Source organism: Pseudomonas sp. R38(2017) (assembly GCF_002112395.1).
GTDB lineage: Bacteria > Pseudomonadota > Gammaproteobacteria > Pseudomonadales > Pseudomonadaceae > Aquipseudomonas.
In genome coordinates this window covers 83,273-107,722 of sequence record NZ_NEHN01000006.1, presented here as the reverse complement: position 1 = coordinate 107,722, position 24,450 = coordinate 83,273, and the positions used below count along the sequence as shown (strand labels likewise).

Below are 24,450 nucleotides of genomic sequence, written 5' to 3'. Positions count from 1 at the left end.
CTAGCCGATGACCAGCGGAATGTTTTTGTACAGCTGGATGATGTATTCCATGAAAGTCTGGATGATCCACGGACCGCCGACGATCAGGGTCACCAGCATCACCAGCAGACGCGGCAGAAAGCTCAGGGTCTGTTCGTTGATCTGCGTCGCCGCCTGAAACATCGACACCAGCAGGCCCACCAGCAGACTCGGGACCACCAGGATCGCGACCATCATCGTGGTCAGCCACAAGGCTTCGCGAAAGATGTCGACCGCTACTTCTGGGGTCATGGCGAAACACCTCCGAAACTGCTGGCCAGGGTGCCGATGATCAGCGCCCATCCGTCAACCAGCACGAACAGCATGATCTTGAACGGCAGGGAAATGATCAGCGGCGAGAGCATCATCATACCCATCGCCATCAGCACACTGGCCACGACCAGATCGATGATCAGGAACGGGATGAAGATCATGAAGCCGATCTGGAACGCGGTTTTCAACTCGGACGTGACGAACGCCGGCACCAGAATGGTCAGTGGCGCCTGATCCGGCGTCGCGATGTCGGTACGCTTGGACAGGCGCATGAACAGCTCGAGATCGCTGGAGCGGGTCTGCGCGAGCATGAAGTCCTTGATCGGAACCTGGGCCTTTTCCACCGCTTGCTGGGCGGTGAGTTTCTCCGCCAGATACGGTTGCAGCGCATCGTTGTTCACCCGGTCGAACACCGGCGCCATGATGAACAGGGTCAGGAACAGCGCCATGCCGGTGAGGATCTGGTTCGACGGCGTCTGTTGCAGGCCGAGGGCCTGACGCAGGATCGAGAAGACGATGATGATCCGGGTGAAGCTGGTCATCAGGATGACGGCGGCCGGAATGAAGCTTAGCGCCGTCATGATCAGCAGGATCTGCAGGCTGACCGAATACTCCTGCGCCCCGTTGGCATTGGTGCCCAGAGTGATCGCCGGGATAGACAACGGATCAGCGGCGAACGCCAGTGGCGTGGCCAACATCAAGGCCAGGGTCAAGACGATGCGCAACGCACCCATTACTTCGTATCCTTCTGATCCTTGCCGAGGATCTTCAACAGATGCTGGGCAAATTCCGGAGTCGCTTTTTCGGAGGTGGCCGGGACGTCCACCGGTTCCTTGAGTACGTGCAGCGCGGTGATGGTGCCGGGACTAAGGCCCAGCAGGATCTGCTCGTTGCCGACCTGAACCAGCATCAGTCGGTCACGCGGACCGAGCGCGCGGGAACCGATCAGCTCGATCACCTGCCCCTTGCCCGCCGGCCCTGCGTTCTGCACCCGGCGCAGCAGCCAGGCGAGGAAGAAGATCAACCCCAGCACCAGCAGCAGGCCGAACACCAGCTGCGTCAATTGCCCGGCGACGCCGCTGCTGACCGCCGGAGCAATCGCGGGCGCCGCAGGAGACGCCGCAGCGGCAGTCGCGGCCGCAGGCTCGGCGGCCATGACAGTCAATGGCAGCGCCAGCACCGCGGCCAGCAAGGAACCCAGAACCTTTTTCACTCAGCGCAGCTTCTTGATGCGTTCGCTTGGGCTGATCACGTCGGTCAGGCGGATGCCGAACTTTTCGTTGACCACAACCACTTCGCCGTGAGCGATGAGGGTGCCGTTGACCAGCACGTCCAGCGGCTCACCGGCCAGTCGATCGAGCTCGATCACCGAACCCTGGTTGAGTTGCAGCAGGTTGCGGATGTTGATGTCAGTGCTGCCCACTTCCATCGAGATCGACACCGGGATGTCGAGGATCACGTCCAGGTTCGGACCGTCGAGGGTCACCGGATCATTGTTCTTCGGCACGCTGCCGAACTCTTCCATCGGCAGACGGTTGGAGCTCGAAACGCCAGCGTCGGCGGCCAACAGCGCGTCGATGTCGGCCTGCCCGGCTTCACCGGTTTCTTCCAGGGCGGCAGCCCACTCGTCGGCCAGTGCCTGATCGTCCTGGGCGTTCATTTCGTCGTTCATCATTTGTCCTCGGCGGGCAACAATTCAGTTAAAGGCGTAAGGGGTGTTGCGCCGCTTCAGCGGCGCTCGATCGGCTCGATCACCTGCAACGCGAGGTTGCCTTTGTGCGAGCCCATCTTGACCTTGAAGGCCGGCACGCCGTTGGCGCGCATGATCATGTCTTCCGGCATCTCGACCGGGATCACGTCACCCGGCTGCATGTGCAGGATGTCGCGCAGTTTCAACTGGCGGCGAGCCACGGTGGCACCGATCGGCACATCGACATCGAGCACGTCCTGGCGCAGGGCGTTGACCCAGCGCTCGTCCTGGTCGTCGAGGTCCGACTGGAAACCGGCGTCGAGCATTTCGCGCACCGGCTCGATCATCGAGTACGGCATGGTCACGTGCAGGTCGCCGCCACCGCCATCGAGTTCGATGTGGAACGTGGAGACCACGATCGCTTCGCTCGGGCCGACGATGTTGGCCATGGCCGGGTTCACTTCCGAGTTGATGTACTCGAAATTGACTTCCATGATCGCCTGCCAGGCTTCCTTCAGATCGACGAACGCCTGTTCCAGCACCATGCGCACCACGCGCAGTTCGGTCGGGGTGAATTCACGCCCTTCGATCTTCGCGTGACGGCCGTCGCCGCCGAAGAAGTTGTCCACCAGCTTGAACACCAGTTTGGCGTCGAGGATGAACAGCGCGGTGCCGCGCAGGGGTTTGATCTTGACCAGGTTGAGACTGGTCGGTACGTACAGCGAGTGCACGTATTCGCCGAACTTCATCACCTGCACGCCACCGACGGCAACGTCCGCCGAGCGGCGCAGCATGTTGAACATACTGATGCGGGTGTAGCGGGCAAAACGCTCGTTGATCATTTCCAGAGTCGGCATGCGTCCACGGACGATGCGATCCTGGCTGGTCAGGTCGTAGCTTTTGACACTGCCGGGTTCGGCAGCGTTATCGGTCTGTACCAGACCATCGTCGACGCCATGCAACAACGCGTCGATTTCATCCTGGGACAGCAGATCCTGCACGGCCATGTCGTGTTCCTACTGCAGTACGAAATTAGTGAAAAGCAACTGTTCGATCACCACTTTGCCCAGCTCTTTCTGCGCCACTTCCTGGACGCTGGCCGTGGCCTTCTGGCGCAACATCTCCTGACCGACCGGCGTCGCCAGCGTGGCGAAGTCCTGACCGGAGAAAAGCATCACCAGGTTGTTGCGGATCACCGGCATGTGCACTTTGAGCGCTTCAAGGTCGGCCTGGTTGCGCGCCAGCATGGTGATGCTCACCTGCATGTAGCGCTGACGGCCGTTCTGGTTGTAGTTGGCCACGAAGGCCGGCGCCATCGGCTCGAAAATCGCCGGCTGCTTGCCGACCGGAGCGGTTTCCACGGCAGCCGCAGGTTTACTCTGGGCGCTGTGCATGAAGAACCACGTCGCCCCCACAGACGCGCCGATGGCCAGCAGCAATCCGAGCACGATCGCGATGATCATCTTGAGTTTGCCTTTGGTTGCGGGGTCTTTTACTGCTGCTGCTTCGCTCTTCGCCATGCCAATAATCCGTCACTAATCGGGTTTTCACAGTCGCACGGCAAGGCAAGAGCAAGTGTTATGCCAGAAGTGTCGGAGTGAAATGGAGAGCAGTGGCAAAACAGACGAGGGAGCCGACAGGGCCGCTCCCTCGAGGGAGGATGAATCAGGCGTAGTAGTCGACAGCGCTGGAGCCGATCACGTGAGTGGTGGCGGCAGCCGCTTCAGCCACGGCCGCAGACGTCAACTCTTCTTCCGACGAGTCCAGACGACCGCCAGCGGCGCTGGTGCGCCCCGTCTGGCCCTGCTGGGCCTGTTCCTGACCCTGCCCCTGCCAGCCGCGGTTCTGGTCGGACACGTTGACATCGACCTGCCCCATGCCTTGCTGGGTGAACATGTCACGCAGGCGATGCATCTGACCGTCGAGGGCTTCGCGAACGCTCGGGTGAGCGCTCATGAAGGTCACCTGGGTCTGCTGGTCCGGCACCATGTTCACCCGAATATCCAGGCGACCCAGTTCAGCCGGTTGCAACTGGATATCGGCAGCCTTCAGGTTGTTGCTCGACAGGTACATGACGCGGTTGACCACTTCCTCGGTCCAGCCGTTCTGATGCATGGCAATCGGTTGATTCACCGGCACCGCGTTGGCGGTTTTCGGTGTGGCCGCCTGAGTCAGTGCCGCCAGACGGTTGGCGAAATCATCGACGCGGGTATCGCTGGTGGCGGATTTCAGGTCTTTCAGACCATCGTCGATCAGACCACTGAAGGCTTTTTCGCCCCCCTGACTGGTGCTGTCCTTGTCGGCCTGCACATCCAGCATGCTGGCCATGCCGGCGGCGAAGGTCTGCGCCGAGGTCAACTCACCGTCAGCCTGGGTCTGGGCCGGCGTCGCCTTGGGTTGCGACTGGCTGGACGCGGAAATATGACCGCTCTGCTCCATCGCCATGCGCACGGCCGGCAACGAATCGAGTGGATCAGCCTCGGGATCGAAATCACTGTCGGCGGCAGGCTCTGCCGTGGCAGCAGCCGGCAATGCCGCCACCGCGGGCGCCTGGGTCTCAGGCTTCACCGGTGCCTCAATGACCGGCACAGCGACCACCGGTGGCGTGACAACCGGCTGCACGACCTGCATCAGCGCCGGGTCCAGCGTCGGATCCACAACCGGTGTGGTGTCGGCGACCGGCGTGGTCGGCGTATCGGAGGTATCGTCGCTGGCCACCGGATCATCCGTTGCAGTCGACGAGGTTTTGTCGGCGGGCAAGGCTTTGCCGCTATCGGCAACCGTCGCGTCCGGAGCGGCAGACTGATCCTTGCCGGCGTCTTTCTTACCGCTGTTGTCGGCGACCTTGTCGCGTGCGGGTTTTACCGAGTTATCGACCGTTGCGGAAGGCTTGTTCTGCCCCTGATCGGCAAATACCTGAGCGAAGCTCGAAGCCTTGTCCCCGGGGCCTGCGGCCACCACTGACGGTTTGGCAGAGGCGGCTTGCGCCTTGGCCTGGGCGGCAGTCTGAAGAAGAATGTTAGGGGTTGCAGGCATGGCACGGTCTCCGCTGCACTGGGATCGTAGGTACAGTTGAACGAGATGACTGCAAGTGCCGGGCCAGTTTCGTCCGGCGCCGGATAAAAACGCCGGACGGTTGACTCAATGGGCGGGAGAGCGCTGGCGCTCGGCTTCATAGACGGGGCGCACATCCGCGAATTCATCGTGGATTTCGGCCACCAGCTTGATAATTTCGGACGGGCTCTTGTCTTTGGCGTGCTGCTCCAGCTCCTGGCAGAGCTCGGCCAGGCGGGTTGCGCCCATGTTGCTGCTACTGCCTTTGAAACTGTGGGCGACAGACGACAGGGCTTCGGCATCGGCGGTTTTTTGCAATTCACGCAGGCGCGCTTCGGAATCTGCCAGGAACGTATCCAGCAACTCCGGATAGCCATCCTCCATGACTTCTTGCAACGCACTCAGCACGTCGCGATCTACACAGGCATCAGTCACTTGTTCACTCCTTGATCAAGAATGCGCGGATTATGCCAGAGCCTCCCAGAAAAACTCCACGCGAGCACTACGACCATCGTCCGACCAGCTTGGATTCCTGCTCAATTGCCGGATCAGACTGACGCCGCGCCCCGACAGGCGGACACCGTCGAGCGGCCGCTCCATCACCCGAGCCACGTCAAAGCCTTTGCCACTGTCTTCGACACGCACGACCAGACAACCACCCTCGCCCTCTGGACGAACTTCCAGATGCACGCGCACATAACCCTCCTGCAGGGCATCGAGGCGCGCATTGCGTTGCTCATAGTAACGGGCGAAACCCGAAGCGTCGCGCTTGAGACTGGAATCCAGCCCCAGCACCCCATGCTCCAGCGCATTGGAGTAAAGCTCGGCGAGCACGCTGTACAACGCCCCGCTCTGCGTGCGCAAGCCATGCACTTCGAGCAGCAATTGCAGCAGGTAGGGTAACGGATTGAAGCGTTTCAGGGTGGAACCGCGAAATTCGAAGCTCACCGACCAGTCCAGTGGACACGACTGACCGCTGTCGGAATACACCGGTGCCGAGGGATTGACCTGCGCCATTTCCAGCAGGCTGACCTCGACCATGCTCACATCGTCCCGGGCTTCGCCGCGAAAATCCTGCAACGCCTGCTCGATCTCGGCGAACAACCGATCCGGCTCGCGATTGCCGGCAAACACCCGCTGCAAGCGTTCGACACCGAACAACTGATCATTGGCGTCGCAGGTGTCAATCACGCCGTCCGACAACAGGAACACCCGATCACCCACCGCCATCGGCAGCACTTCGGTTTGATCGTCGAAGGCCTGCGGGCTGAGCACACCCAAAGGCAGATGCCGCGCGGCAAGCGGCACCCGCTCGCCCGTGGCGATGCGATGCAGATAACCGTCGGGCATGCCGCCGTTCCAGATCTCCACGCTGCGGCGCTGAAAACTCAGGCAGAGCAGCGTCGCGCAGCAGAACATGTCCACCGGCAGGATGCGCTTGAGCTTGGCGTTCATTTCCCGCAGGGTTTCGGCCAGCCCGTAACCCTTGGCCGTCATGCCGTAGAACACTTCCGCCAGAGGCATGGCACCGACCGCCGCCGGCAGACCGTGCCCGGTGAAATCACCGAGCAACACATGCATGTCGCCGGCCGGCGTGTAGGCCGCCAGCAGCAGATCGCCGTTGAACAACGCATAGGGTGATTGCAGGTAGCGGATATTCGGCGCACTCAGGCAACCGGAATGCGCGACCTTGTCGAAAACTGCCTTGGCGACCCGCTGCTCGTTGAGCAGGTAGTCGTGGTGCCGGGCAATCAGGTCGCGCTGCTCCAGCACCGTGGCTTGCAGGCGGCGCAAGCGATCCATCGCCTTGATTTTGGCGGACAGGATCACCTGGTTGTACGGCTTCGCCAGAAAGTCGTCGCCGCCAGCCTCCAGGCATCGCGCCAAGGCTTCGCTCTCAGTCAGCGACGTGAGGAAGATGATCGGCACCAGATTCTCACCCGCCAGCACCTTGATCTGCCGCGCAGCCTCGAAGCCGTCCATGACCGGCATCATGGCATCCATCAGCACCAGATGCGGCTGCTGACTGGCAAACACCTCGACCGCTTCGGCACCGTTGGCAGCCGTCAGCACCTCGTGCCCCTGGCGTCGCACGATGGTCGACAACAGCAGCCGGTCAGCGGCGCTGTCCTCGGCGATCAGGATCGTCAGGGGCTCTTGCGGCTGCATGGCCGTCAACTGATGTCGAACAGTTTGTCGAAGTTGGAGATGGCGAGGATCTTGCGCACATCCGAATTGCTGTTTACTACCCGCACGTCCGAGTCGTCGCCACCGGCATGGTCGCGCAGCAGGAGCAGCATGCCCAGGGCCGAACTGTCGAGATAGGTGGCCTCCTTGAGATCCACCACGATGGAATCGGGCTTTTTATTGAGTCGCTCGTAGGACTCGCGAAACTCCTGATGGCGACCGAAATCGAACCGGCCCTTGATCGAAATCGTCAGCTTTTGCCCATCCGGAGAGACTTCTGTAACGACTGACATGTACTGGCTTCCTTGTCATTGACGAACCTGTACAAGGTTTAGCACTTGCAAGGATAAGGGGCAAGGCAGGAAGTCGCCGGAAACTGTCAGAGATCTACCCGTCAGTAGGCATCACGGCGCGGCAGGCGCTGGGACAACTCGTCCAGCAGCTTCTGCTCGCGCTTGTCTTCGGCGCGCTGGGCTTCGTCGCGGTAGCGTTGTACAAGTTTTCGCAGCCCCTCGACCCGAGCAAACGCCTGCTGCCACGCATCGCGGGCCTTGTCCAGATTGTTCTGGTGCCATTGCAGACTTTGCCGCTGTTGATCGACCGCGGTATCGAGTTGCGCCAGAAAGCCCTGAAAACCCAGCAGCCATTGCCCAGACACGCCCGTACTGCCGCGTACGATCCATTGTTCGGAGTAATCCAGACGAAAAGCATGCAGGTCGGCGAGTTTGCTTTCGGCCACCTTCACCTGCCCCTGGAAATAACCCAGGCGCTGCACGGCGGTTTTCTCGGCTTTTTCGGCCATTTCCACCACCGGCGCCAGACGCGCGGCTCGGCTCAGGGCCATGGCCGGTTACCCGCCGGCCGCAGGGGCGAAAATCGTTTCGAGGTACGCCTCGCTTTCACCCAGGCTGATGCTGTCGTTCAGGCCCTGACGCAAATATCTGACCAGTTGCGGCTGCAGATTGATGGCAAGGTCCGTTTCGCGGTCACCGCCGGCGACGTACGCGCCGACGCTGATCAGATCGCGACTCTGTTGATAGCGCGACCACAGTTGCTTGAAGTACTGCGCACGGGTCATGTGCTCCGGCGCGACCACCGCCGGCATCACCCGGCTGATCGACGCTTCGATATCGATGGCCGGGTAATGACCTTCTTCGGCCAGACGCCGGGACAGCACGATGTGCCCGTCGAGCACGCCTCGCGCCGAGTCGGCAATCGGGTCCTGCTGGTCATCGCCCTCGGACAACACGGTGTAGAAGGCCGTGATCGAACCACCGCCCTTCTCCGCATTACCGGCGCGCTCTACCAGTTTCGGCAGTTTGGCGAACACTGAAGGTGGATAACCCTTGGTCGCCGGCGGCTCGCCGATAGCCAAAGCGATTTCCCGCTGGGCCTGGGCAAAACGGGTCAGGGAATCCATCAGCAACAGAACGTTTTTGCCCTTGTCGCGGAAATACTCGGCGATCCGCGTGCAGTACATCGCTGCGCGCAGACGCATCAGTGGCGCATCGTCCGCTGGGGATGCAACCACCACCGAACGCTTGAGGCCTTCTTCACCGAGGATGTGCTCGATGAATTCTTTAACTTCGCGACCCCGCTCACCGATCAGGCCAACGACGATGATGTCGGCCTCGGTGAAGCGGGTCATCATGCCGAGCAATACCGATTTACCGACACCGGTACCGGCGAACAGGCCCAGACGCTGACCGCGACCGACCGTCAACAAACCGTTGATGCAACGAATGCCGACGTCCAGCGGTTCGCTGATCGGGTCACGGTTGAGCGGGTTGATGGTCGGGCCGTCCATCGGCACCCAGTCTTCGGCTTTCATGCCGCCCTTGCCGTCCAGCGCACGTCCGGCGCCATCCAGCACGCGACCGAGCATGCTCATGCCCATCGGCAGGCGACCGGTATCGGCCAACGGCACCACACGGGCGCCCGGCGCAATACCGGCAACACTGCCAACCGGCATCAGGAAAACTTTGTTGCCGGAGAAACCCATCACTTCCGCTTCAACCTGCGACGGGTGATAGCTGTCGTCGTTGATTACCATGCAGCGGGTGCCCATGGCGGCGCGCAGGCCTTCGGCTTCGAGGGTCAGGCCGACCATACGCAGCAGCCGCCCTTCGAGGATCGGCGCACCGGGGATCTCGGTGGCCTCGGCGTAGGTGCTCAGGCGCTTGGCGAAACTGGTGCGTTCAAGGCGCATCGGAGGCGTCCGCGAGCGGCTCGTCGGTGACAGGGGCCGGTTTCGGCGTTTCCGGCAGATCCAGGCTCAGGTCCGGCTCGGCCGGGTGCAAGGCCTGTTCGTGCAACTGATCGAACAGCTTGGCCATGACCTGGCCGACACGGGTTTCGATGCTCGCATCGATCCGGCTGTGTTCGGTTTCGACCCGGCAACCGCCCGGCAGCAGCGACTCGTCCTCGACGATACGCCAGGTTTCCTCATGACGTTCGCGCAGGGCTTTGACCTGTTCGAAATCCTGCGGATTGACGTACAGCCGCACATTGCCCACGCCCAGCGGCAACAGCTTGAGGGCGTCGCGCATGACGTGTTCGATCTGCGTCGAGTCGATGGCCAGCTCGCGCTGAATCACCTGTTTGGCGATGTGCTGCACGAGGTCGACCAGGGACTTTTCGATCTGGGTATCTTGTTCGGCTATGGGTTCGAACAGGTTCGCCATCAACTGCTCAAGGCTGTTGATCTTGGCTGTCAGGGCAACTTCGGCTTCCTGGCGCACTTTGAGGGTGGCGCTATGGAAACCTTCTTTTTCGCCGATGGCGAAGCCCTCGTTGTAAGCCTCCTGACGGATGCTTTCGAGTTCTTCCAGGGTCAGTGGCTGGACTTCGTCCAGCGGCACTTCTTCCATTTCCGGCGGTTCGGGCTCTGGTTCCGGCTCGGGTTCCGGCGCCGGCGGATCGAAGCTTGGGATTGCCCAGGTTTCGAAACCGCGGACGTCCCGGGCACGGATCAGGTCCGTCACATCGTCGTCATTCTGGCCCATGGTGTTAGATCATTTCCTCGCCGCCCTTGCCACCGAGCACGATTTCTCCGGCTTCGGCCATACGGCGGGCGATGGTGAGGATTTCCTTCTGCGCGGTTTCCACGTCGCTGACGCGCACCGGGCCTTTGGCCTCGAGGTCGTCGCGCAGCAGTTCGGCAGCACGTTTGGACATATTCTTGAAGATCTTTTCCTTGACGCCCTCGTCCGAACCCTTGAGGGCCAGTACCAGCACATCGGAGGACACTTCGCGCAACAGCGCCTGGATACCGCGGTCGTCGACGTCGGCCAGGTTGTTGAACACGAACATGAGGTCTTCGATCTGACCGGACAGGTCTTCGTCGACTTCGCGGATCGAGTCCATGAGCTGGCCTTCGATCGAGCTGTCGAGGAAGTTCATGATGTCCGCCGCCCGCTTGATGCCACCCAGGGTGGTGCGCGAGGCGTTCGAGTTGCCGGAGAACTGCTTCTCGAGGATCTGGTTCAATTCTTTCAGTGCCGCCGGCTGCACGGTGTTCAGCGACGAGACGCGCAGGATGATGTCCAGACGCACCTTGTGGTCGAAGTTGCCCAGCACTTCACCGGCCTGATCCGGATCGAGGTACGCGACCACTATCGCCTGGATCTGCGGGTGCTCGTAACGGATCACGTCGGCTACGGCGCGCGGCTCCATCCATTTCAGGCTGTCGAGGCCGCTGGTGTTGCCGCCCAGCAGAATGCGGTCGATCAGGCCGTTGGCCTTGTCTTCACCCAAGGCCTGGGTGAGCATTTTGCGCACGTAATCGTCGGAGCCGACGCCCAGGCTGGTCTGGTCGCCGACGATGTCGACGAACTCGCTCATGACCTGCTCGACCTGCTCACGGTGGACGTTGCCCATCTGGGCCATGGCCACACCGACTCGCTGAACCTCTTTGGGGCCCATGTGGCGCAGCACTTGTGCAGCATCGGTCGACCCCAGGGACAGCAGCAGAATCGCGGCTTTATCGACCCGGGACAGTTTGGCGACGGCGGCTCGGTTATCACTCATCTGCGTTAATCCACTCTTTCACGACCTGGGCCACACGACCCGGGTCTTCTGCCACCAGACTCTTGATTGCGTTCAACTGAGCGTCATAGCCTTCGCTCGGGCTCGGCAGCAGGATGCTGGTCGGGCCGCCGAGGCTGACGCGATCGTTGGACAGTTCACCGTCCAGACCGCCCATGCCACCCAGTTCCACGTCACCGCCCAGACCGGCCAGCTCCTTGCCTTTGCCGCCGCCGGTGATGTTGTTGAGCACCGGACGCAGCACGCCGAACACCAGCACCAGGATGAACAACACACCCAGCACTTGTTTGACGATGTCCCAGAACCATGGCTGGGAGTAGAACGGAATGTCGGCAATCACTTCGCCGCGCTCGGCGGAGAACGGCATGTTGATCACGCTGACGCTGTCGCCACGGCTGGCGTCGAAACCGACGGCGTCCTGCACCAGACGCGTGAAGCGCGCCAATTCGTCGGCGCTCCACGGCGCACGGGTGGTTTCGCCGTTGGCCGGGTTGATCTTGACCTGATCGTCCACGACCACCGACACCGACAGGCGATTCAGGCGTCCCTGCTGCTGTTTGGTGTGGCTGATGGAACGGTCGAGCTCGAAGTTCTTGGTGGATTGTTGACGCTTGTCCGCCGGGTACGGCGCGAGCATCGGCTGGCCGGTGGCTGGGTCCATGATCTGCTGACCGTTGGCATCAACCAGTGGCTGGCCGGGCTGAATCATACCGGTAGAAGCCTGGGCACCACCGGTGGTCTGCGGTGCCGAGGCAGGCGAAGGTGGCTGGTTGCTCAGGGCACCCGGCACGCCTTGCGGACCATTGCTGGCAGTGCGCTGTTCGTTGACCGACTGCTCGCTGCGCAGTGCCGGTTGATCCGGGTTGAATTGCTCGGCGGTAGATTCGACGGCACTGAAATCGATATCGGCCGACACTTCAGCCTTGTAGCGATCGTTGCCCAGTACCGGTTGCAGAATATTGTGCACACGCTGGGTCAGCATGCTTTCCATGCGGCGGCTGTAATCGAACTGCTTGCCGGCCATGGTCATTTCGGAATTTTCCGCCTGATCCGACAGCAGGTTGCCCTTCTGGTCGACGACGGTGATCTGCGACTTGCTCAGCTCAGGGACGGAAGTGGCCACCAAATTGATGATGGCGACGACCTGGCCCGGCTCCAGCGAACGACCGGAGTACAACTCGACCAGTACCGAAGCGCTTGGCTTGCGTTCGTCACGTACGAACACCGAGCTTTTCGGGATCGCCAAGTGAACGCGCGCGCCCTTGACGTTGTTCAGGCTGGAAATGGTGCGGGCGAGTTCGCCTTCGAGGCCACGACGATAACGAGTCGCTTCCATGAACTGGCTGGTGCCCAGACCCTGTTCCTTGTCGAGAATCTCGAAACCGATATTGCCGTCGCTGGGAGTGACACCAGCGGCCGCGAGTTTGAGTCGCGCACGGGACAGGTCATCGGCCTTGACCAGCAAGGCGCCGGAGTTCGGCTCGACGGTGTAGGGAATGTCGGCGGAGGCCAGGGTGTCCATGACCTGCTTGGCGTCCATACCGGCAAGGCTGCCGTACAGAGGCCGGTAGTCCGGTTGCTGCGACCACAGCACCACGGCAAAGCCAATCGCCACGCTCGCGGCCAGGCCGACCAACAGGCCAACCTGACGCAGCACGGTCATCTCGGAGAGGTTTTCCAGGAAGGACAGACCGAACAGCGGCGGTTTGCCGTCTATCGGGGTGGCCTTGGCCGGAACGTTATCGGCGACTGCTTCTGCCATGACTCAATCTCGTCCTTAAACCGGCATCTGCATGATGTCTTGATAAGCCTGAACCAGTTTGTTGCGCACCTGGGTCAGAGCCTGGAACGACACGCTGGCCTTCTGCGAGGAAATCATCACGTCCGTCAAATCGACGCCGCTCTTGCCGATTTCGAACGCGTTGGCCAATTGGCTCGAAGCCTGCTGGGTATCGTTCACTTTGTTGATGGCCTGACCGAGCATGTCGGAAAAGCTGCTGCCCGCCACTTCAGGGACGGCTGCAGTCGATTTCGGCTTCGACATGGCGTCCATTTGCATGGCCTTCATGTCCATCATCAACCGATTAAATTCAATACCTTGGCTCATGGTCTACTCTCTTGGGCGGCCCGCAATTTTTTGACACTCACTCGGCGGGTACTCAGGTGTTAGCAACAACGGTGCCAGCTCACGGGCACAGCTTCGAGAAATGCGTTTTCAAACGTTTGTGCCACCGCTTACGTGGCGAACAGATACCCTTCGACGTCCATCCCCGCATCGCGCATTTGCGCCAGTTTGTAGCGCAACGTACGCGGGCTGATACCCAGTTTTTCAGCGGCTTCCTTGCGTCGACCGCGTTCGGTGCGCAGGGTGTCGATGATCATCTGGAACTCGCGACGACGCAGGTCATCGCCCAGTGCACCGGCCGAGTCCGCCTCGATGTCGACTTCACGAATGACTGGTGCAGTCGGCACTGCCACCGGCAACGGGGCGAACAGCGCAGGCCCGGAGAGACAGAAATCCTGGGGCTGGATCAAGCCGCCCTGCTGCAGAATCAACGCCCGCTGGACCGCATTATCCAGCTCGCGCACATTGCCCGGCCATGGATAACCGATCAGGCACGCCTGCGCCTCGGGCGAGAACTTCGCCATCGCATGCTTCATTTTATTGACGTGTTTGGCCAAAAGACGCTCGGCTAGCGGCAGGATGTCGGCGGTCCGCTCACGCAGCGGACGCCAGGCCAGCGGAAAAACCGACAGTCGATAGTAGAGGTCTTCCCGGAACCGCCCCGCCGCCACCTCGCCCGCCAGATCGCGGTTGGTGGTCGCGACCACGCGGATGTCAAGGGTGATCGGTTTGCGCGCGCCGACCCGCTCCACCTCGCGCTCCTGCAGGACGCGCAGCAATTTGGCTTGCAGCCCCAGGGGCATTTCGGAAATTTCGTCGAGCAGAATGGTGCCGCCGTCGGCCTGCTCGAACTTGCCGGCCTGCGCCGCGATGGCGCCGGTGAACGAACCTTTCTCGTGACCAAACAGTGTCGCTTCGAGCATGTTGTCCGGGATCGCCGCGCAGTTGATTGCGATGAACGGCTGACTCGCGCGATGAGATTGCTGGTGGATGTAGCGCGCCAGCACCTCCTTGCCAGTGCCGGACTCGCCGGAAATCAGCACGGTGGAATCGCTGCGGGCGACCCGCGTCGCCAGATCCAGCAACTGCGCACTGGCCGGCTCGACGGCTATCGGCCCCTCCGCATCAGCTGTGCCGAGATTGCCCAGGGCATGGCGCGCGACCAGGTCCAGCAGCGCCTTGGGCTCGAATGGCTTGACCAGATAGTCCGCCGCGCCCTGACGCATGGCATCGACCGCGCGCTCGACGGCGCCGTGAGCCGTCATCAGCAGCACCGGCAATTGCGGTTGGCGCGCGCGCAGCAGGCCGAGCAACTGGTGACCGTCCATACCCGGCATGTTGACGTCGCTGACCACCAGGCTGAACGCCTCGCACTCCACGGCCTTCAGCGCCTCCTCGGCAGAACCCACGGCGTGATAGTCGTGACCGGCCAGCAGCAGCGTATCGGCCAGCGCCTCGCGCAATGAACGGTCATCCTCGACCAGCAGAACCTTGATGCCCATGACCTTCACTCAGCTCCCTGTACAGCGGAAAACATCGGCAGGATCACCTGCGCGCACGTGCCGCGCCCGACTCGCGAGCGCAACTGCAATTCTCCCTGATGAGCACGGGCCACGGCCTTGACCACGGTCAGGCCCAGACCGGTGCCGGTGACCTTGGTGGTGAAAAACGGCTCGCCCAGCCGCGCCAGCACCACCGGCTCGATACCGCCGCCGTTATCACTCACACATAGGCGCAGGGAGTTGTCGCGGGTGTAGCAATGCACTTTCAGGCGCACGTCACCGCCACCGGCCTGAATCGCATTTTCAATCAGATTGAGGATTGCGCCGACCAGCGTGTCGCGATTGCACAGCAACTCGCCTGCATGGCTGTCGCACTGCCAGCGAATTGGCAGATCCTGCACATGGGTCAGCGCCGCCGCCTGCAACGACTGCATCAGGGCATTGGGTGTGATGCGGTCGGTCAGCGGCAATTCACCGCGAGCGAACACCAGCATGTCGCGCACCTGATGCTCCAACTCATGCAGGCGCTCCTTGAGGCGTCCGGCAAACCGCTGCTGGGTGGCGACCGGCAGTGCCTGCTCGGTCAAATGACTGGCATACAGCAGCGCAGCGGAAAGCGGAGTACGAATCTGATGAGCCAGCGAGGCGACCATGCGCCCCAACGACGACAGCCGCTCGTGGCGTGCGAGCTGATCCTGCAAGTGACGGGTTTCAGTCAGGTCGTTGAGCAGCACCAACTGCCCCGGCTCGGCGTCCAGCGAGCGGGTGGCAATCGACAGGCGTCGACCGTTTCTCAGGGAGATTTCATGACCATCGTCTTCACGGGGCGCGAAGCAGCGCGCGATGACATGGCGCCACAGCTCGCCCTGGAGCGGTAAACCGAGCAGATCGATGGCGGCCGGATTGGCCTCGCACACGATGCCATGACCGTCGATGACGATGACGCCACCGGGCAACAGATCAAGGAGATTTTGCAGACGGTTGGCCAGACGCTCTTTTTCGGCCAGCTCCTGCATGCGCTGGGCACTGACCACGGCCAACTCGCCCTTGAGCTCGGTGACCCGCGCTTCAAGCATGCTGTAGGAATCGGTGAGTTGACTCGACATCTGGCTGAACAGCGCAAACGCCTGCTCAAGACCCTGCCGACTGGCCTGCTCTACGGACGGCAGTTGCCCCGAGGAATCGGGAACAGAAGACATCTGGGAGGCTTGGGGCATTGTGCTCTCTCGCTTGGCTGACCGTCAGTTAAACGGAACGTTGCGAAGGACGTAGCAATACCCGTGCCTAAAAAAAACTGCTTATAAATGAAACAGTTGAAAAACAGGCGTCAATCATCCGCCTGTTCATCACCTTCACGCCGGCTCATGCCGTACTTGCGCATTTTCTCCACCAGAGTGGTACGTCGAATGCGCAGGCGCTCAGCAGCACGGGCCACGATACCGTTGGCATCATCCAGCGCCTGCTGGATCAGACTTTGCTCCAGACCACCGAGGTAGTCCTTCAGATCAAGACCTTCCGGTGGCAGCATGGCGTTGGCGGTGAAGTCCGGCGTGTGGCCGTTGATTGCCACGCGCTCTTCCAGATCGCTGCGCAGGCTGTCGACCATTTGCTCGTCTTCATCGTCGACGTAGCGGAATTTCTTCGGCAACTCGACCACACCGATCACCCCGTACGGGTGCATGATCGCCATGCGCTCCACCAGGTTGGCCAGCTCGCGGACGTTGCCCGGCCAGCCGTGGCGGCACAGCGACATGATGGCGGCGGAGTTGAAACGGATCGAACCGCGCTTCTCGTGCTCCATCCGCGAAATAAGTTCGTTCATCAGCAGCGGAATGTCTTCGACGCGCTCACGCAGCGGCGCCATCTCGATCGGGAACACGTTCAGGCGATAGTAGAGATCTTCGCGAAAGGTGCCGGTCTCGATCATGCTTTCGAGGTTCTTGTGGGTCGCGGCGATGATGCGCACATCGACGCTCTGGGTCTTGTTGCTGCCCACGCGCTCGAAGGTGCGCTCCTGCAGCACGCGCAGCAGCTTGACCTGCATCGGCAGCGGCATGTCGCCGATTTCATCGAGGAACAGCGTACCGCCGTTGGCCAGCTCGAAGCGGCCGGCACGGCTGGTGATGGCGCCGGTGAAAGCGCCCTTCTCGTGGCCGAACAGCTCGCTTTCCAGCAGTTCTGCCGGGATCGCCCCGCAGTTGACCGGGACAAACGGCGCGTCACGACGCTTGGAATGGTAATGCAGGTTGCGCGCGACCACTTCCTTGCCGGTGCCGGACTCGCCGAGGATCAGTACGCTGGCGTCGGTGTCGGCCACCTGCTGCATCATCTGGCGCACATGCTGGATCGCCCGACTGGTGCCGACGAGACTGCGGAACAGGTTGGGTTCGCGATGACGGCCGCGCTCGCGTGCCTGGTCGTACATTTCGCGATAGACCTGGGCACGGTGCAGGGAGTCCAGCAATTTGCTGTAGCTCGGCGGCATTTCGAGAGTCGAAAGCACCCGGCGGCGTTGGTCTTCGGGCAGGTCCACCGAAGAATTATCGCCCATCAGCAAAACCGGAAGGAACTCATCCCAGGTTGAGAGTGTCTTTAACAGGCCCAAAAGCGCACCAGGAGCATTGACCGTCCCGATCAGTACGCAAATGACCTCACGACTAGACGACAAAGAGCCGACTGCCTGCTGCCAGTCATGGCTTCCGCAGGGTAAATTTTCTTCGCCAAGAAAATTTAAAATCACCGCTAGGTCGCGGCGGCGGACGCTATCGTCATCGATCAGCAGAATTTTGGTTTCACGCCACATGCAATAGCAACTTCCCTAGTCAACTCAATGCCCGAAACGAGGGGCAAGCGAGACGCTTGCAGGACACTTCGTGCCTGTAGACGCCTGAAATCTGAAAACAGCCACTAGTTAAGTCAAAAAACCGTGCACAGTCAAATTTATGGCGCACATGTCTGGATTAACTGAGGGTTAATTAACCAAACAGATGGTAAACCTTTGCCGCGTTCTGCGCTTGGGTGATCTGCGACATCTCGTCGACTATCGCCTGACGCTCACCCATCGCGACCTCAAGAAGCTGCTTGTAGACATGCAGCAACTCCTCGAGATTGTCACGCAGCGCCACTTCATCCAGCGAAGCCTCACTCAAGACATCTTCCATGCAGGAACGGCAATCGAGATCCAGTTGACCGATGGCCTCCCAGTTGCGCTCGGCCAGTGCACCGACCAACGCCTCTCGGGTTTCTTCGATTCGCTGCAATACAAGACTCATGGTGATCTCCTTAGAACTGAGGAGCGGGCACAGGCGCGATGGCGTCCCAGCCTTCTTTTACCGTGCTCAGCAAGCCGGCTACTTCATCCAGAATACGCGGATCGCTGTTGATGTTGGCCTCGGCCAGGCGCTTCATCATGTAGATATACAGCCCGTCCAGATCAGCCAGCGTATCGGCGGAATTCTCAAGGTCCAGACCTTCACGCAAGCCGCTGACGATACCAATGGCCTTGCTGATTGCCGTGCATTTGGCAGGAATGTCCTTGCGCTCGATCGCACCTTTGGCCTGGGCAATACGTGCCAGGCCACCTTCCATCAGCATTTGTACCAGACGGTGAGGGCTCGCTTCGGACGTCTGAGCGTGGGCGCCAACTTTCTGGTATTGCCGAAGGGCTAACATCGGATTCATGTTCTACCTCATTTGCCACAATGACTCGTATGAACAGTGTATCGCCTGCGAGTCGAAAAACTTTAGACCATAAGACAAAAACCCGGCACACGCTCGAAAGCGTAGCCGGGTTTTTGTCGCGCTTGCATGTTACTTCGCAGATTGCTGAGCGTTCAGCGAGCTGAAGAACGAAGTAATGTTGCTCGCCGTGGCCTTCATCTGTCCTACCAGCAAGTCCATGGCGTTGTACTTGGCAGTCAACGTCTTGGTCAGGTTGGCCACACGCAGATCCAGCGCCAGTTGCTGAGAAGTGAGGTTGCGTGTGTTGTTGTTCAGGATGGTCAGGCGCTGATCCAGCAGACCGGTGGTGGTCTTGCCATCGGCCGAAGCCTTGAGGTATGGATCCACCGCCTTGCTCATGCGCGCCAACAGACCATTGGTGTCGTTGGTGCCGGTGAACATCTCCTGGACCTTGCCGCTCATGCCCGGCGTGGACATAGCCTTGTTGAATGCAGTCGTGTCGAACGTCAGGTTACCGGTATTGCGGTCGGTCATGACACCCAACTGCGACAGATAGGCTATAGGGCTGCCAGCGGTAGCACTCGGGGCCGTAATCTGTCCGCGGATATCGGCAACCAGCGAACGCGCCAGGGAGTCACCGGTGAATGCCGCCTGAACGGTCAGCTTGCCATCTTCATCCGGTGTCGCTTTGGACAAGGTGTCGATGGTGCTTTTCAAGGTGTTGTAGGCATCGACGAACGCCTGAACCGATGTCTGCAAACCCTTGGTGTTCCCGTCGACAGTCACCGTGACAGGTGTCGATGGCGGGGTGCCGGCGCTGACCGTTGTCAGGTTCATCGTCAGACCACTGATGGCGCCGGTGACCGTGTTGCTCTTGCTGGTCACCGCCAAGCCGTCAATCGTCAACGACGCATCCTGAGCGAGGCCGTTGACCGCGCCGGAAGCCCCGGCGGCCGGGTTGGCGCCCATTGTCTGGGTGCCGTCGATTTCCAGACCGGCAATGCCGCTGACTTTCATGTCAGAGCCGGCGCCTGTCTTGCTCGAACTGATCACCAGACGCGAAGCACCCGTGCTGTCGGTCACGATGTTGGCGGAAATACCGTTGACGGCCTGCGCCGAGTTGATCGCGTCCCGGGTGCTCTGCAATGTGGCGTTGGCCGGGATCGTGACATTGTAATCAGTGCCATTCTGACTGATTTTCAGGGTACCACTCGGAATGGCACTGGCAGCACCGCCGGCAAAGGATGCACTGGCAACTTTCGAGCCGGTGGCCAGTTGATTCACAACAACACTGTAAGTACCCGAGACTGCCGTGTTATCCGCAGTGACACCCAGCACGGACGGCGTACCCGAAGTCGCCGTGTAACCGGCAAAGGCAGGGTTGGTCTTGCTGCCCAGGTTGGTCATCGCTGTCTGGAATGCGGTCAGCGCGCTCTTCAGCGTACCGATACCGGAAATCTTCAGCGTGTTGGTTTTGGTGGCGTTATCGATCTGCGTCTGCTTCGGCGACTTGTCCGCGTTGACCAGCGCAGTAACGATCGCACCGATGTCCAGGCCGGAACCCAGGCCCGTACCCGGTAAAATTGGACTTGCCATGTGCATCTCCCTTGGGGTTGTTGCCAGTCTTTTGACCCTTGTGGGGTCTAAAGCACTTCAAACACGATTCATGCCAGCTATCAGACTTTGGCGTCGAACAACACGTGGCTCGCGTTGGCGAGGCTGTCTGCCAGCTTCAGCGCTTCTGCGGAGGGGATCTGCCGTACGACTTCGCCCGTCTCGCTTGCAATCACTTTGACGATGACTTTCCCGGAATGCTCATCAATAGAGAACTCCAGATTGCGCTTGATCGACTGCACGAACTTCTCGATCTCCTGCACCGCCAACTTCAATTTGCTTTCATCCGTTTCCTGACTGTCTTTCACGGCAGTAACGGCATCAGCAGCCTGCGGCTTCGTTTCCGACGGCTTGTCAGTGACAGTATTGGCTGGTTTGGGAGCCGGATAAGTCACGTTAAGCTTTACGCTCATGTCCATGCTCATCACCTCTTAACGTGAAAAAGCGAGAGAGCACGCAAGCGCACTCCCCCGCCAAACTCATTCCGAAATTACTGAAGCAGCTTCAGTACAGCGGAAGGCAGTTGGTTGGCTTGAGCCAGAACAGAGGTCGAAGCCTGTTGCAGGGTTTGCTGCTTGGTCAGGTTAGCAGTCTCTGCGGCGAAGTCGGTATCTTGTACGCGACCTTGTGCAGCAGTGGTGTTCTCGGTGATGTTCTGCAAGTTCTGGATGGTGCTGGTCAGACGGTTTTGCGAAGCACCCAGAGCGGCGCGAGTGGCGTTGATGTTCGCAATTGCAGCGTCGATCGCGGTGATCGCGTTGTCGATGTTCGAAGCGGCGGCAGCCGAAGTAGCACCGGTCAGAACAACAGTACCGCTACCTACCGACAGGCTGACGGCGTCGAACTTGCCGCTCAGTACCAGGTCGATGTGGTTGGCGGAGCCAGTGTTGGCGCCAACTTGCAGAGTTACAGTACCAGCCGAACCGTCCAGCAGGTTTTTGCCGTTCAGGTTGGTAGCAGCCGAGATACGGGTGATTTCGTCAGACATCTGAGCGAATTCAGCGTTGGTTGCGGTCTGGTCAGCAGTGCCGTTGGTACCGTTACGAGCTTTAACAGCCAGTTCACGCATACGCTGCAGGATGTCGGTCGAAGCTTGCAGAGCGCCTTCAGCGGTCTGGGCAACGGAGATACCGTCGTTGGCGTTCTGGATAGCCTGGGTGTTACCACGGATCTGCGAGGACATGCGGGTAGCGATCTGCAGGCCAGCGGCGTCGTCTTTAGCGCTGTTGATTTTCAGGCCGGAAGACAGGCGCTGCATCGAAGTCGACAGAGCGTCGGAGGCGCGGTTCAGGTTTTTCTGAACGTTCAACGACGTGGTGTTGGTGTTTACTGTTAAAGCCATGACGAATTCCTCGTTGGTTGGGTACTGCGGCTTCCGGCCCTGGCAACCGCCGGGTATGGCCTAGAGAACCTTCGTAATAGTTATCGTCGGGTTTGCAGGTTGCTTGAGGGCTTTTTTGAAAATTTTTGCCATCACCCTGCCACCCCCGCGAAAACAAAGACTTAGCAGCACTTCACCCCCGAAAAAATGACGCCATAAAACCGTCCGCGGCGCAAACCTGCGGGCCAGTGCTGTCGGCTTTCTTCAAACCACAGATTTTTCCAGCAACCCGATCAATTCGTACTCCATGAAATCGGCGAGCCCGAGCCAGTCCTGGCGCTCCTGACATTCGAGCATTTGCGTGAGTACTTGCGCCCACGACTGCTGGACATCCGGCGGAGCGGACACCAGCAGAAGCTGTGCACCTTCGAACACATCCACCATGTCCAGCGCCGCTTCAACATCACGCCCCAGGCGAAACAGCCCGGCACAGCGTCGACATTCGTCGACACAGCCTTGCAGCGCACTCATTGCACGAACTCCTGATTGAAACGCGTCCCGGCAATCAACGCACCTGCGCGGCTACTGTTGAAAAACTCCACTTGCGGCTGACTGGCGATGTAACGCTCAAGCACACACAGATAACCGCGAAAATTGAGCTGAGTACTGACCCGCTCACCGAAGCCGTCACGCACCCAGTGCCGCGCCTGATTCACCGATGGCCCCAGATCACCATCACCCCAGCCGGCGTGGGTCTTGTTCATCGGAAACGCAAAATCGGCGCCAAAAAGCGTGATCCGCGCCGCGCCCATCTTCACCGCCAGATCCACCGCCGGATGAATCACACTGCCGCCCACATGCAGCAGCGCCCTCGGGTGTTGCTCACGCAATGCCGCATAGACCGGGCTCAGCGAATAGCCGCCGTAGCGTTTGCCTCTCCAGGCCCGCAGCACCTCGGGGTCGCTCATCGGCAGATACACCAGCGGGATGCCATCGGACTCTTCAAAGGGCAAATGCCGAAAGCTGATGCGCTGATCGATGCTCACAACATAGTCGGGCACGATCCCGTGCTCGCGCAGCGGCCGGTAAGCGGTGTCGACGCAAATAAACACGGGGCGCTCGTCTCGCTCGCGAATCGCGGTCAGTCGCTCGAAATGCTGCTCAAGAGTCGGCCCGGTGCCGATCACATAGATCTCCCGACCGACGCAGGTGCCGAACAATTGCGCCACGTCATCGTCAGCGAGCAACACCGGCAGGCAGTCCTGCAGGCGTTGTTGAATGAAGGGCGACTGCGGATCGAACTCACGATTATTGAAGCTCAGGTGCACTTCACTGACCAGCCGATCACGAATCTTCGCGTTGAAGTCGTCGGCCAGCAGCATCTCCGCCGGCAAGGCAAAGAACGGCGTGCAGATGTCCGGCAGGTCACCGGCGTATAGAAGCTCTACCCGGGGATCTTCCAGCCATTGCTGCTGATCAATCAGTTGCAACACCAGTGCGAACAGCGCGCCATTGAGGATATGCACATACAAGCGCTCAAGCCCGGCACGCTCCAGCAGCACGGTCGGCAAATCTCCGAGGCCGGTGCCATAGACGTGCAGTCGCGACTTGTCCGCCGGCAGGCTGGCGGCCTGAATCCGGGCCTCATGGACGCGGTCGTGGCGACTGGTGAGCTGAATGCCGTTGATGTTCAGCGTCGAACCCAGCCCCTGCGTCAATCCAGCCTCGATCACCGAACTGTCTTCGTTCAGCAATCGCGCGGACAGCGCCGGCCAGCGTCGCTCAATGACGTTGGCGTTGGCTTGGAAAAACTCGCTCATGGCGCCTCGCGCTCCTTTCAGGCAAAAAAATAGCGTTCAAGGTTACCCCTTGAACGCTATTTTTGTATCCGTCGTTTTCAGCGGATTCAAGGACGATAGATAATCGCCGAACCCCACGAAAGACCGACGCCGAAACCGCTGAGCGCCACACGGTTCCAGCTGGAATCCAGCGCGTGCTTCTCCAGCAGCAGCGGAATGCTCGACGACACGGTATTGCCGGTCTCGACCATGTCCTTGATGAACTTCTCCGGCTCGCCTTCGAAGCGCCGCGCCACGGCATCGACAATCGCCGCGCTGCCCTGGTGAATGCAGAACGCATCGATGTCATCGGCGTTGAGACCGGAGTCGTCGAGCAACTCACGCAAGTGTGCCGGGACTTTCAGCAATGCAAAGTTGAACACCTGACGACCGTTCATGAAGAACACGCCATCGGTGACTTTCAGGTGCGGCGCGCCCGAACCGTCGGTGCCGAACTTGGCCTTGCCCAGTGCCCAAACCGGGTCTTCACCCATCCAGGTCGCGGTGGCGGCGTCGCCGAACAGCATGGTGGTATTGCGGTCTTCCGGGTCAACGATCTTCGAATACGGGTCAGCAGTGATCAGCAGGCCGTTCTTCAGGCCGGCAGCTTCCATGAAGCCCTTGATCGCGTAGATGCCGTAGACGTAACCGGAGCAGCCCAGGGAAATATCGAACGCTGCGACGTTGGTCGGCAGGCCGAGCTTGTCCTGCACGATTGCAGCAGTATGCGGCAGGCCTTCTTCGTCACCGTTCTGGGTCACAACGATCAGCGCATCGATGGATTCACGTTTCAGTTCAGGGTTGCTGGCAAACAGCGCATTGGCCGCTTCAACGCACAGATCGGAAGTTTCCTGTTCTGCGTCTTTACGTGGCAGGAAGGCCGAACCGATCTTGCCGAGGATGAATTCTTCATCCTTCTCGAATTTTGCACCTTGTGCGTAATTGTCCACGCCGGCTACAGGAACGTAGCTCGCAATGCTTTTTATGCCAATCATTACGGCTTCCCAATAATAAACAGCCCAATACCACCGCTCGCAAGGATTCGAGGGGCGCCGACAAACAGAAAACGGCCGCCACAACGGGCAGCCACGGGGAGCGCA

At 60.3% G+C, this 24,450-nt stretch carries 27 protein-coding genes; all 27 read right to left on the bottom strand.

The features are described 5' to 3' along the window. Positions 1 to 270 carry a flagellar biosynthesis protein FliQ gene (fliQ, locus tag CAF87_RS16530; RefSeq protein WP_085710476.1) on the bottom strand — a complete coding sequence of 90 codons (270 nt, stop codon included), beginning with the start codon at positions 268 to 270 and terminating at the stop codon, positions 1 to 3. Further along, on the bottom strand, positions 267 to 1,025 hold the full coding sequence (fliP, locus tag CAF87_RS16525; RefSeq protein WP_085733739.1) for a flagellar type III secretion system pore protein FliP: 759 nt from the start codon (positions 1,023 to 1,025) through the stop codon (positions 267 to 269). Before fliP ends, fliQ begins: the two co-directional genes overlap by 4 nt. After that, entirely contained in the window at positions 1,025 to 1,504 is a 480-nt protein-coding gene (gene fliO / locus CAF87_RS16520; protein ID WP_256576058.1) for a flagellar biosynthetic protein FliO, read from the bottom strand. Before fliO ends, fliP begins: the two co-directional genes overlap by 1 nt. Then, the gene (gene fliN / locus CAF87_RS16515; protein ID WP_085733740.1) at positions 1,505 to 1,963 is read right to left on the bottom strand and encodes a flagellar motor switch protein FliN; all 459 of its coding nucleotides are present in this window, start codon (positions 1,961 to 1,963) and stop codon (positions 1,505 to 1,507) included. Positions 1,964 to 2,019: 56 nt separating this feature from the next. Next, positions 2,020 to 2,988 (bottom strand): flagellar motor switch protein FliM, encoded by a 969-nt coding sequence (gene fliM / locus CAF87_RS16510; protein WP_003222890.1) that lies wholly within the window; start codon positions 2,986 to 2,988, stop codon positions 2,020 to 2,022. Positions 2,989 to 2,997: 9 nt separating this feature from the next. Then, positions 2,998 to 3,501, bottom strand: coding sequence for a flagellar basal body-associated protein FliL (gene fliL / locus CAF87_RS16505; RefSeq protein WP_085733741.1), 504 nt, complete (start codon positions 3,499 to 3,501; stop codon positions 2,998 to 3,000). 145 nt (positions 3,502 to 3,646) lie between these two features. After that, entirely contained in the window at positions 3,647 to 5,017 is a 1,371-nt protein-coding gene (locus tag CAF87_RS16500; protein WP_085733742.1) for a flagellar hook-length control protein FliK, read from the bottom strand. Positions 5,018 to 5,122: 105 nt separating this feature from the next. Further along, positions 5,123 to 5,470 carry an Hpt domain-containing protein gene (locus tag CAF87_RS16495; protein WP_085733743.1) on the bottom strand — a complete coding sequence of 116 codons (348 nt, stop codon included), beginning with the start codon at positions 5,468 to 5,470 and terminating at the stop codon, positions 5,123 to 5,125. Positions 5,471 to 5,500: 30 nt separating this feature from the next. Continuing rightward, entirely contained in the window at positions 5,501 to 7,204 is a 1,704-nt protein-coding gene (locus CAF87_RS16490; protein ID WP_085733744.1) for a fused response regulator/phosphatase, read from the bottom strand. Between the two features lie 5 nt (positions 7,205 to 7,209). Continuing rightward, positions 7,210 to 7,515 (bottom strand): STAS domain-containing protein, encoded by a 306-nt coding sequence (locus CAF87_RS16485; RefSeq protein ID WP_085682997.1) that lies wholly within the window; start codon positions 7,513 to 7,515, stop codon positions 7,210 to 7,212. A gap of 101 nt (positions 7,516 to 7,616) precedes the next feature. Next, on the bottom strand, positions 7,617 to 8,066 hold the full coding sequence (fliJ, locus tag CAF87_RS16480; RefSeq protein WP_085733745.1) for a flagellar export protein FliJ: 450 nt from the start codon (positions 8,064 to 8,066) through the stop codon (positions 7,617 to 7,619). Between the two features lie 6 nt (positions 8,067 to 8,072). Then, positions 8,073 to 9,431, bottom strand: coding sequence for a flagellar protein export ATPase FliI (gene fliI / locus CAF87_RS16475; RefSeq protein WP_085733746.1), 1,359 nt, complete (start codon positions 9,429 to 9,431; stop codon positions 8,073 to 8,075). Further along, on the bottom strand, positions 9,421 to 10,227 hold the full coding sequence (gene fliH / locus CAF87_RS16470; RefSeq protein WP_085733747.1) for a flagellar assembly protein FliH: 807 nt from the start codon (positions 10,225 to 10,227) through the stop codon (positions 9,421 to 9,423). Before fliH ends, fliI begins: the two co-directional genes overlap by 11 nt. 4 nt (positions 10,228 to 10,231) lie before the next feature. Further along, positions 10,232 to 11,251 carry a flagellar motor switch protein FliG gene (gene fliG, locus CAF87_RS16465; protein ID WP_007958288.1) on the bottom strand — a complete coding sequence of 340 codons (1,020 nt, stop codon included), beginning with the start codon at positions 11,249 to 11,251 and terminating at the stop codon, positions 10,232 to 10,234. Beyond that, positions 11,244 to 13,031: a flagellar basal-body MS-ring/collar protein FliF gene (gene fliF / locus CAF87_RS16460; RefSeq protein ID WP_085733748.1), complete on the bottom strand. Its 1,788-nt coding sequence runs from the start codon at positions 13,029 to 13,031 to the stop codon at positions 11,244 to 11,246. Before fliF ends, fliG begins: the two co-directional genes overlap by 8 nt. Positions 13,032 to 13,046: 15 nt before the next feature. After that, positions 13,047 to 13,376: a flagellar hook-basal body complex protein FliE gene (gene fliE / locus CAF87_RS16455; RefSeq protein ID WP_085710460.1), complete on the bottom strand. Its 330-nt coding sequence runs from the start codon at positions 13,374 to 13,376 to the stop codon at positions 13,047 to 13,049. 128 nt (positions 13,377 to 13,504) lie between these two features. Further along, entirely contained in the window at positions 13,505 to 14,896 is a 1,392-nt protein-coding gene (locus tag CAF87_RS16450; RefSeq protein ID WP_085733813.1) for a sigma-54 dependent transcriptional regulator, read from the bottom strand. Between the two features lie 5 nt (positions 14,897 to 14,901). After that, positions 14,902 to 16,095, bottom strand: a complete 1,194-nt coding sequence (locus tag CAF87_RS16445) for a PAS domain-containing sensor histidine kinase (RefSeq protein ID WP_170929669.1) — start codon at positions 16,093 to 16,095, stop codon at positions 14,902 to 14,904. A 128-nt stretch (positions 16,096 to 16,223) separates the two neighbouring features. Continuing rightward, positions 16,224 to 17,699, bottom strand: coding sequence for a sigma-54 dependent transcriptional regulator (locus CAF87_RS16440; protein ID WP_085733750.1), 1,476 nt, complete (start codon positions 17,697 to 17,699; stop codon positions 16,224 to 16,226). Between the two features lie 172 nt (positions 17,700 to 17,871). After that, a complete protein-coding gene (locus tag CAF87_RS16435) occupies positions 17,872 to 18,168 on the bottom strand; it encodes a flagellar protein FliT (RefSeq protein ID WP_085733751.1) in 297 nt (98 codons plus the stop codon). 10 nt (positions 18,169 to 18,178) lie between these two features. Further along, entirely contained in the window at positions 18,179 to 18,577 is a 399-nt protein-coding gene (gene fliS, locus CAF87_RS16430; protein ID WP_085733752.1) for a flagellar export chaperone FliS, read from the bottom strand. Positions 18,578 to 18,706: 129 nt separating this feature from the next. After that, the gene (gene fliD, locus CAF87_RS16425) at positions 18,707 to 20,173 is read right to left on the bottom strand and encodes a flagellar filament capping protein FliD (protein WP_085733753.1); all 1,467 of its coding nucleotides are present in this window, start codon (positions 20,171 to 20,173) and stop codon (positions 18,707 to 18,709) included. 80 nt (positions 20,174 to 20,253) lie between these two features. Further along, on the bottom strand, positions 20,254 to 20,610 hold the full coding sequence (locus tag CAF87_RS16420) for a flagellar protein FlaG (RefSeq protein ID WP_085733754.1): 357 nt from the start codon (positions 20,608 to 20,610) through the stop codon (positions 20,254 to 20,256). A 71-nt stretch (positions 20,611 to 20,681) separates the two neighbouring features. Next, positions 20,682 to 21,533: a flagellin domain-containing protein gene (locus CAF87_RS16415; RefSeq protein WP_064594348.1), complete on the bottom strand. Its 852-nt coding sequence runs from the start codon at positions 21,531 to 21,533 to the stop codon at positions 20,682 to 20,684. Positions 21,534 to 21,776: 243 nt separating this feature from the next. Then, the gene (locus CAF87_RS16410) at positions 21,777 to 22,043 is read right to left on the bottom strand and encodes a hypothetical protein (RefSeq protein WP_085733755.1); all 267 of its coding nucleotides are present in this window, start codon (positions 22,041 to 22,043) and stop codon (positions 21,777 to 21,779) included. After that, entirely contained in the window at positions 22,040 to 23,332 is a 1,293-nt protein-coding gene (locus CAF87_RS16405) for a motility associated factor glycosyltransferase family protein (protein WP_085733756.1), read from the bottom strand. Before CAF87_RS16405 ends, CAF87_RS16410 begins: the two co-directional genes overlap by 4 nt. 86 nt (positions 23,333 to 23,418) lie before the next feature. Further along, on the bottom strand, positions 23,419 to 24,345 hold the full coding sequence (locus tag CAF87_RS16400; RefSeq protein ID WP_085733757.1) for a ketoacyl-ACP synthase III: 927 nt from the start codon (positions 24,343 to 24,345) through the stop codon (positions 23,419 to 23,421). Positions 24,346 to 24,450: the final 105 nt, after the last annotated feature.

Bases quoted from the DNA above. Each gene is read 5' to 3' on its own strand.
- CAF87_RS16400 (WP_085733757.1), bottom strand. From the start codon at position 24,345: ATGATTGGCATAAAAAGCATTGCGAGCTACGTTCCTGTAGCCGGCGTG.
- CAF87_RS16405 (WP_085733756.1), bottom strand. From the start codon at position 23,332: ATGAGCGAGTTTTTCCAAGCCAACGCCAACGTCATTGAGCGACGCTGG.
- CAF87_RS16440 (WP_085733750.1), bottom strand. From the start codon at position 17,699: ATGTGGCGTGAAACCAAAATTCTGCTGATCGATGACGATAGCGTCCGC.
- CAF87_RS16415 (WP_064594348.1), bottom strand. From the start codon at position 21,533: ATGGCTTTAACAGTAAACACCAACACCACGTCGTTGAACGTTCAGAAA.
- fliD (WP_085733753.1), bottom strand. From the start codon at position 20,173: ATGGCAAGTCCAATTTTACCGGGTACGGGCCTGGGTTCCGGCCTGGAC.
- fliI (WP_085733746.1), bottom strand. From the start codon at position 9,431: ATGCGCCTTGAACGCACCAGTTTCGCCAAGCGCCTGAGCACCTACGCC.
- CAF87_RS16435 (WP_085733751.1), bottom strand. From the start codon at position 18,168: ATGAGTCTTGTATTGCAGCGAATCGAAGAAACCCGAGAGGCGTTGGTC.
- fliE (WP_085710460.1), bottom strand. From the start codon at position 13,376: ATGAGCCAAGGTATTGAATTTAATCGGTTGATGATGGACATGAAGGCC.
- CAF87_RS16500 (WP_085733742.1), bottom strand. From the start codon at position 5,017: ATGCCTGCAACCCCTAACATTCTTCTTCAGACTGCCGCCCAGGCCAAG.
- fliF (WP_085733748.1), bottom strand. From the start codon at position 13,031: ATGGCAGAAGCAGTCGCCGATAACGTTCCGGCCAAGGCCACCCCGATA.
- CAF87_RS16445 (WP_170929669.1), bottom strand. From the start codon at position 16,095: ATGTCTTCTGTTCCCGATTCCTCGGGGCAACTGCCGTCCGTAGAGCAG.
- fliJ (WP_085733745.1), bottom strand. From the start codon at position 8,066: ATGGCCCTGAGCCGAGCCGCGCGTCTGGCGCCGGTGGTGGAAATGGCC.
- fliL (WP_085733741.1), bottom strand. From the start codon at position 3,501: ATGGCGAAGAGCGAAGCAGCAGCAGTAAAAGACCCCGCAACCAAAGGC.
- fliP (WP_085733739.1), bottom strand. From the start codon at position 1,025: ATGGGTGCGTTGCGCATCGTCTTGACCCTGGCCTTGATGTTGGCCACG.
- fliQ (WP_085710476.1), bottom strand. From the start codon at position 270: ATGACCCCAGAAGTAGCGGTCGACATCTTTCGCGAAGCCTTGTGGCTG.
- fliH (WP_085733747.1), bottom strand. From the start codon at position 10,227: ATGGGCCAGAATGACGACGATGTGACGGACCTGATCCGTGCCCGGGAC.
- fliM (WP_003222890.1), bottom strand. From the start codon at position 2,988: ATGGCCGTGCAGGATCTGCTGTCCCAGGATGAAATCGACGCGTTGTTG.
- fliN (WP_085733740.1), bottom strand. From the start codon at position 1,963: ATGAACGACGAAATGAACGCCCAGGACGATCAGGCACTGGCCGACGAG.
- CAF87_RS16450 (WP_085733813.1), bottom strand. From the start codon at position 14,896: ATGGGCATCAAGGTTCTGCTGGTCGAGGATGACCGTTCATTGCGCGAG.
- CAF87_RS16410 (WP_085733755.1), bottom strand. From the start codon at position 22,043: ATGAGTGCGCTGCAAGGCTGTGTCGACGAATGTCGACGCTGTGCCGGG.
- CAF87_RS16420 (WP_085733754.1), bottom strand. From the start codon at position 20,610: ATGGACATGAGCGTAAAGCTTAACGTGACTTATCCGGCTCCCAAACCA.
- CAF87_RS16490 (WP_085733744.1), bottom strand. From the start codon at position 7,204: ATGCAGCCGCAAGAGCCCCTGACGATCCTGATCGCCGAGGACAGCGCC.
- fliS (WP_085733752.1), bottom strand. From the start codon at position 18,577: ATGAATCCGATGTTAGCCCTTCGGCAATACCAGAAAGTTGGCGCCCAC.
- CAF87_RS16485 (WP_085682997.1), bottom strand. From the start codon at position 7,515: ATGTCAGTCGTTACAGAAGTCTCTCCGGATGGGCAAAAGCTGACGATT.
- fliG (WP_007958288.1), bottom strand. From the start codon at position 11,251: ATGAGTGATAACCGAGCCGCCGTCGCCAAACTGTCCCGGGTCGATAAA.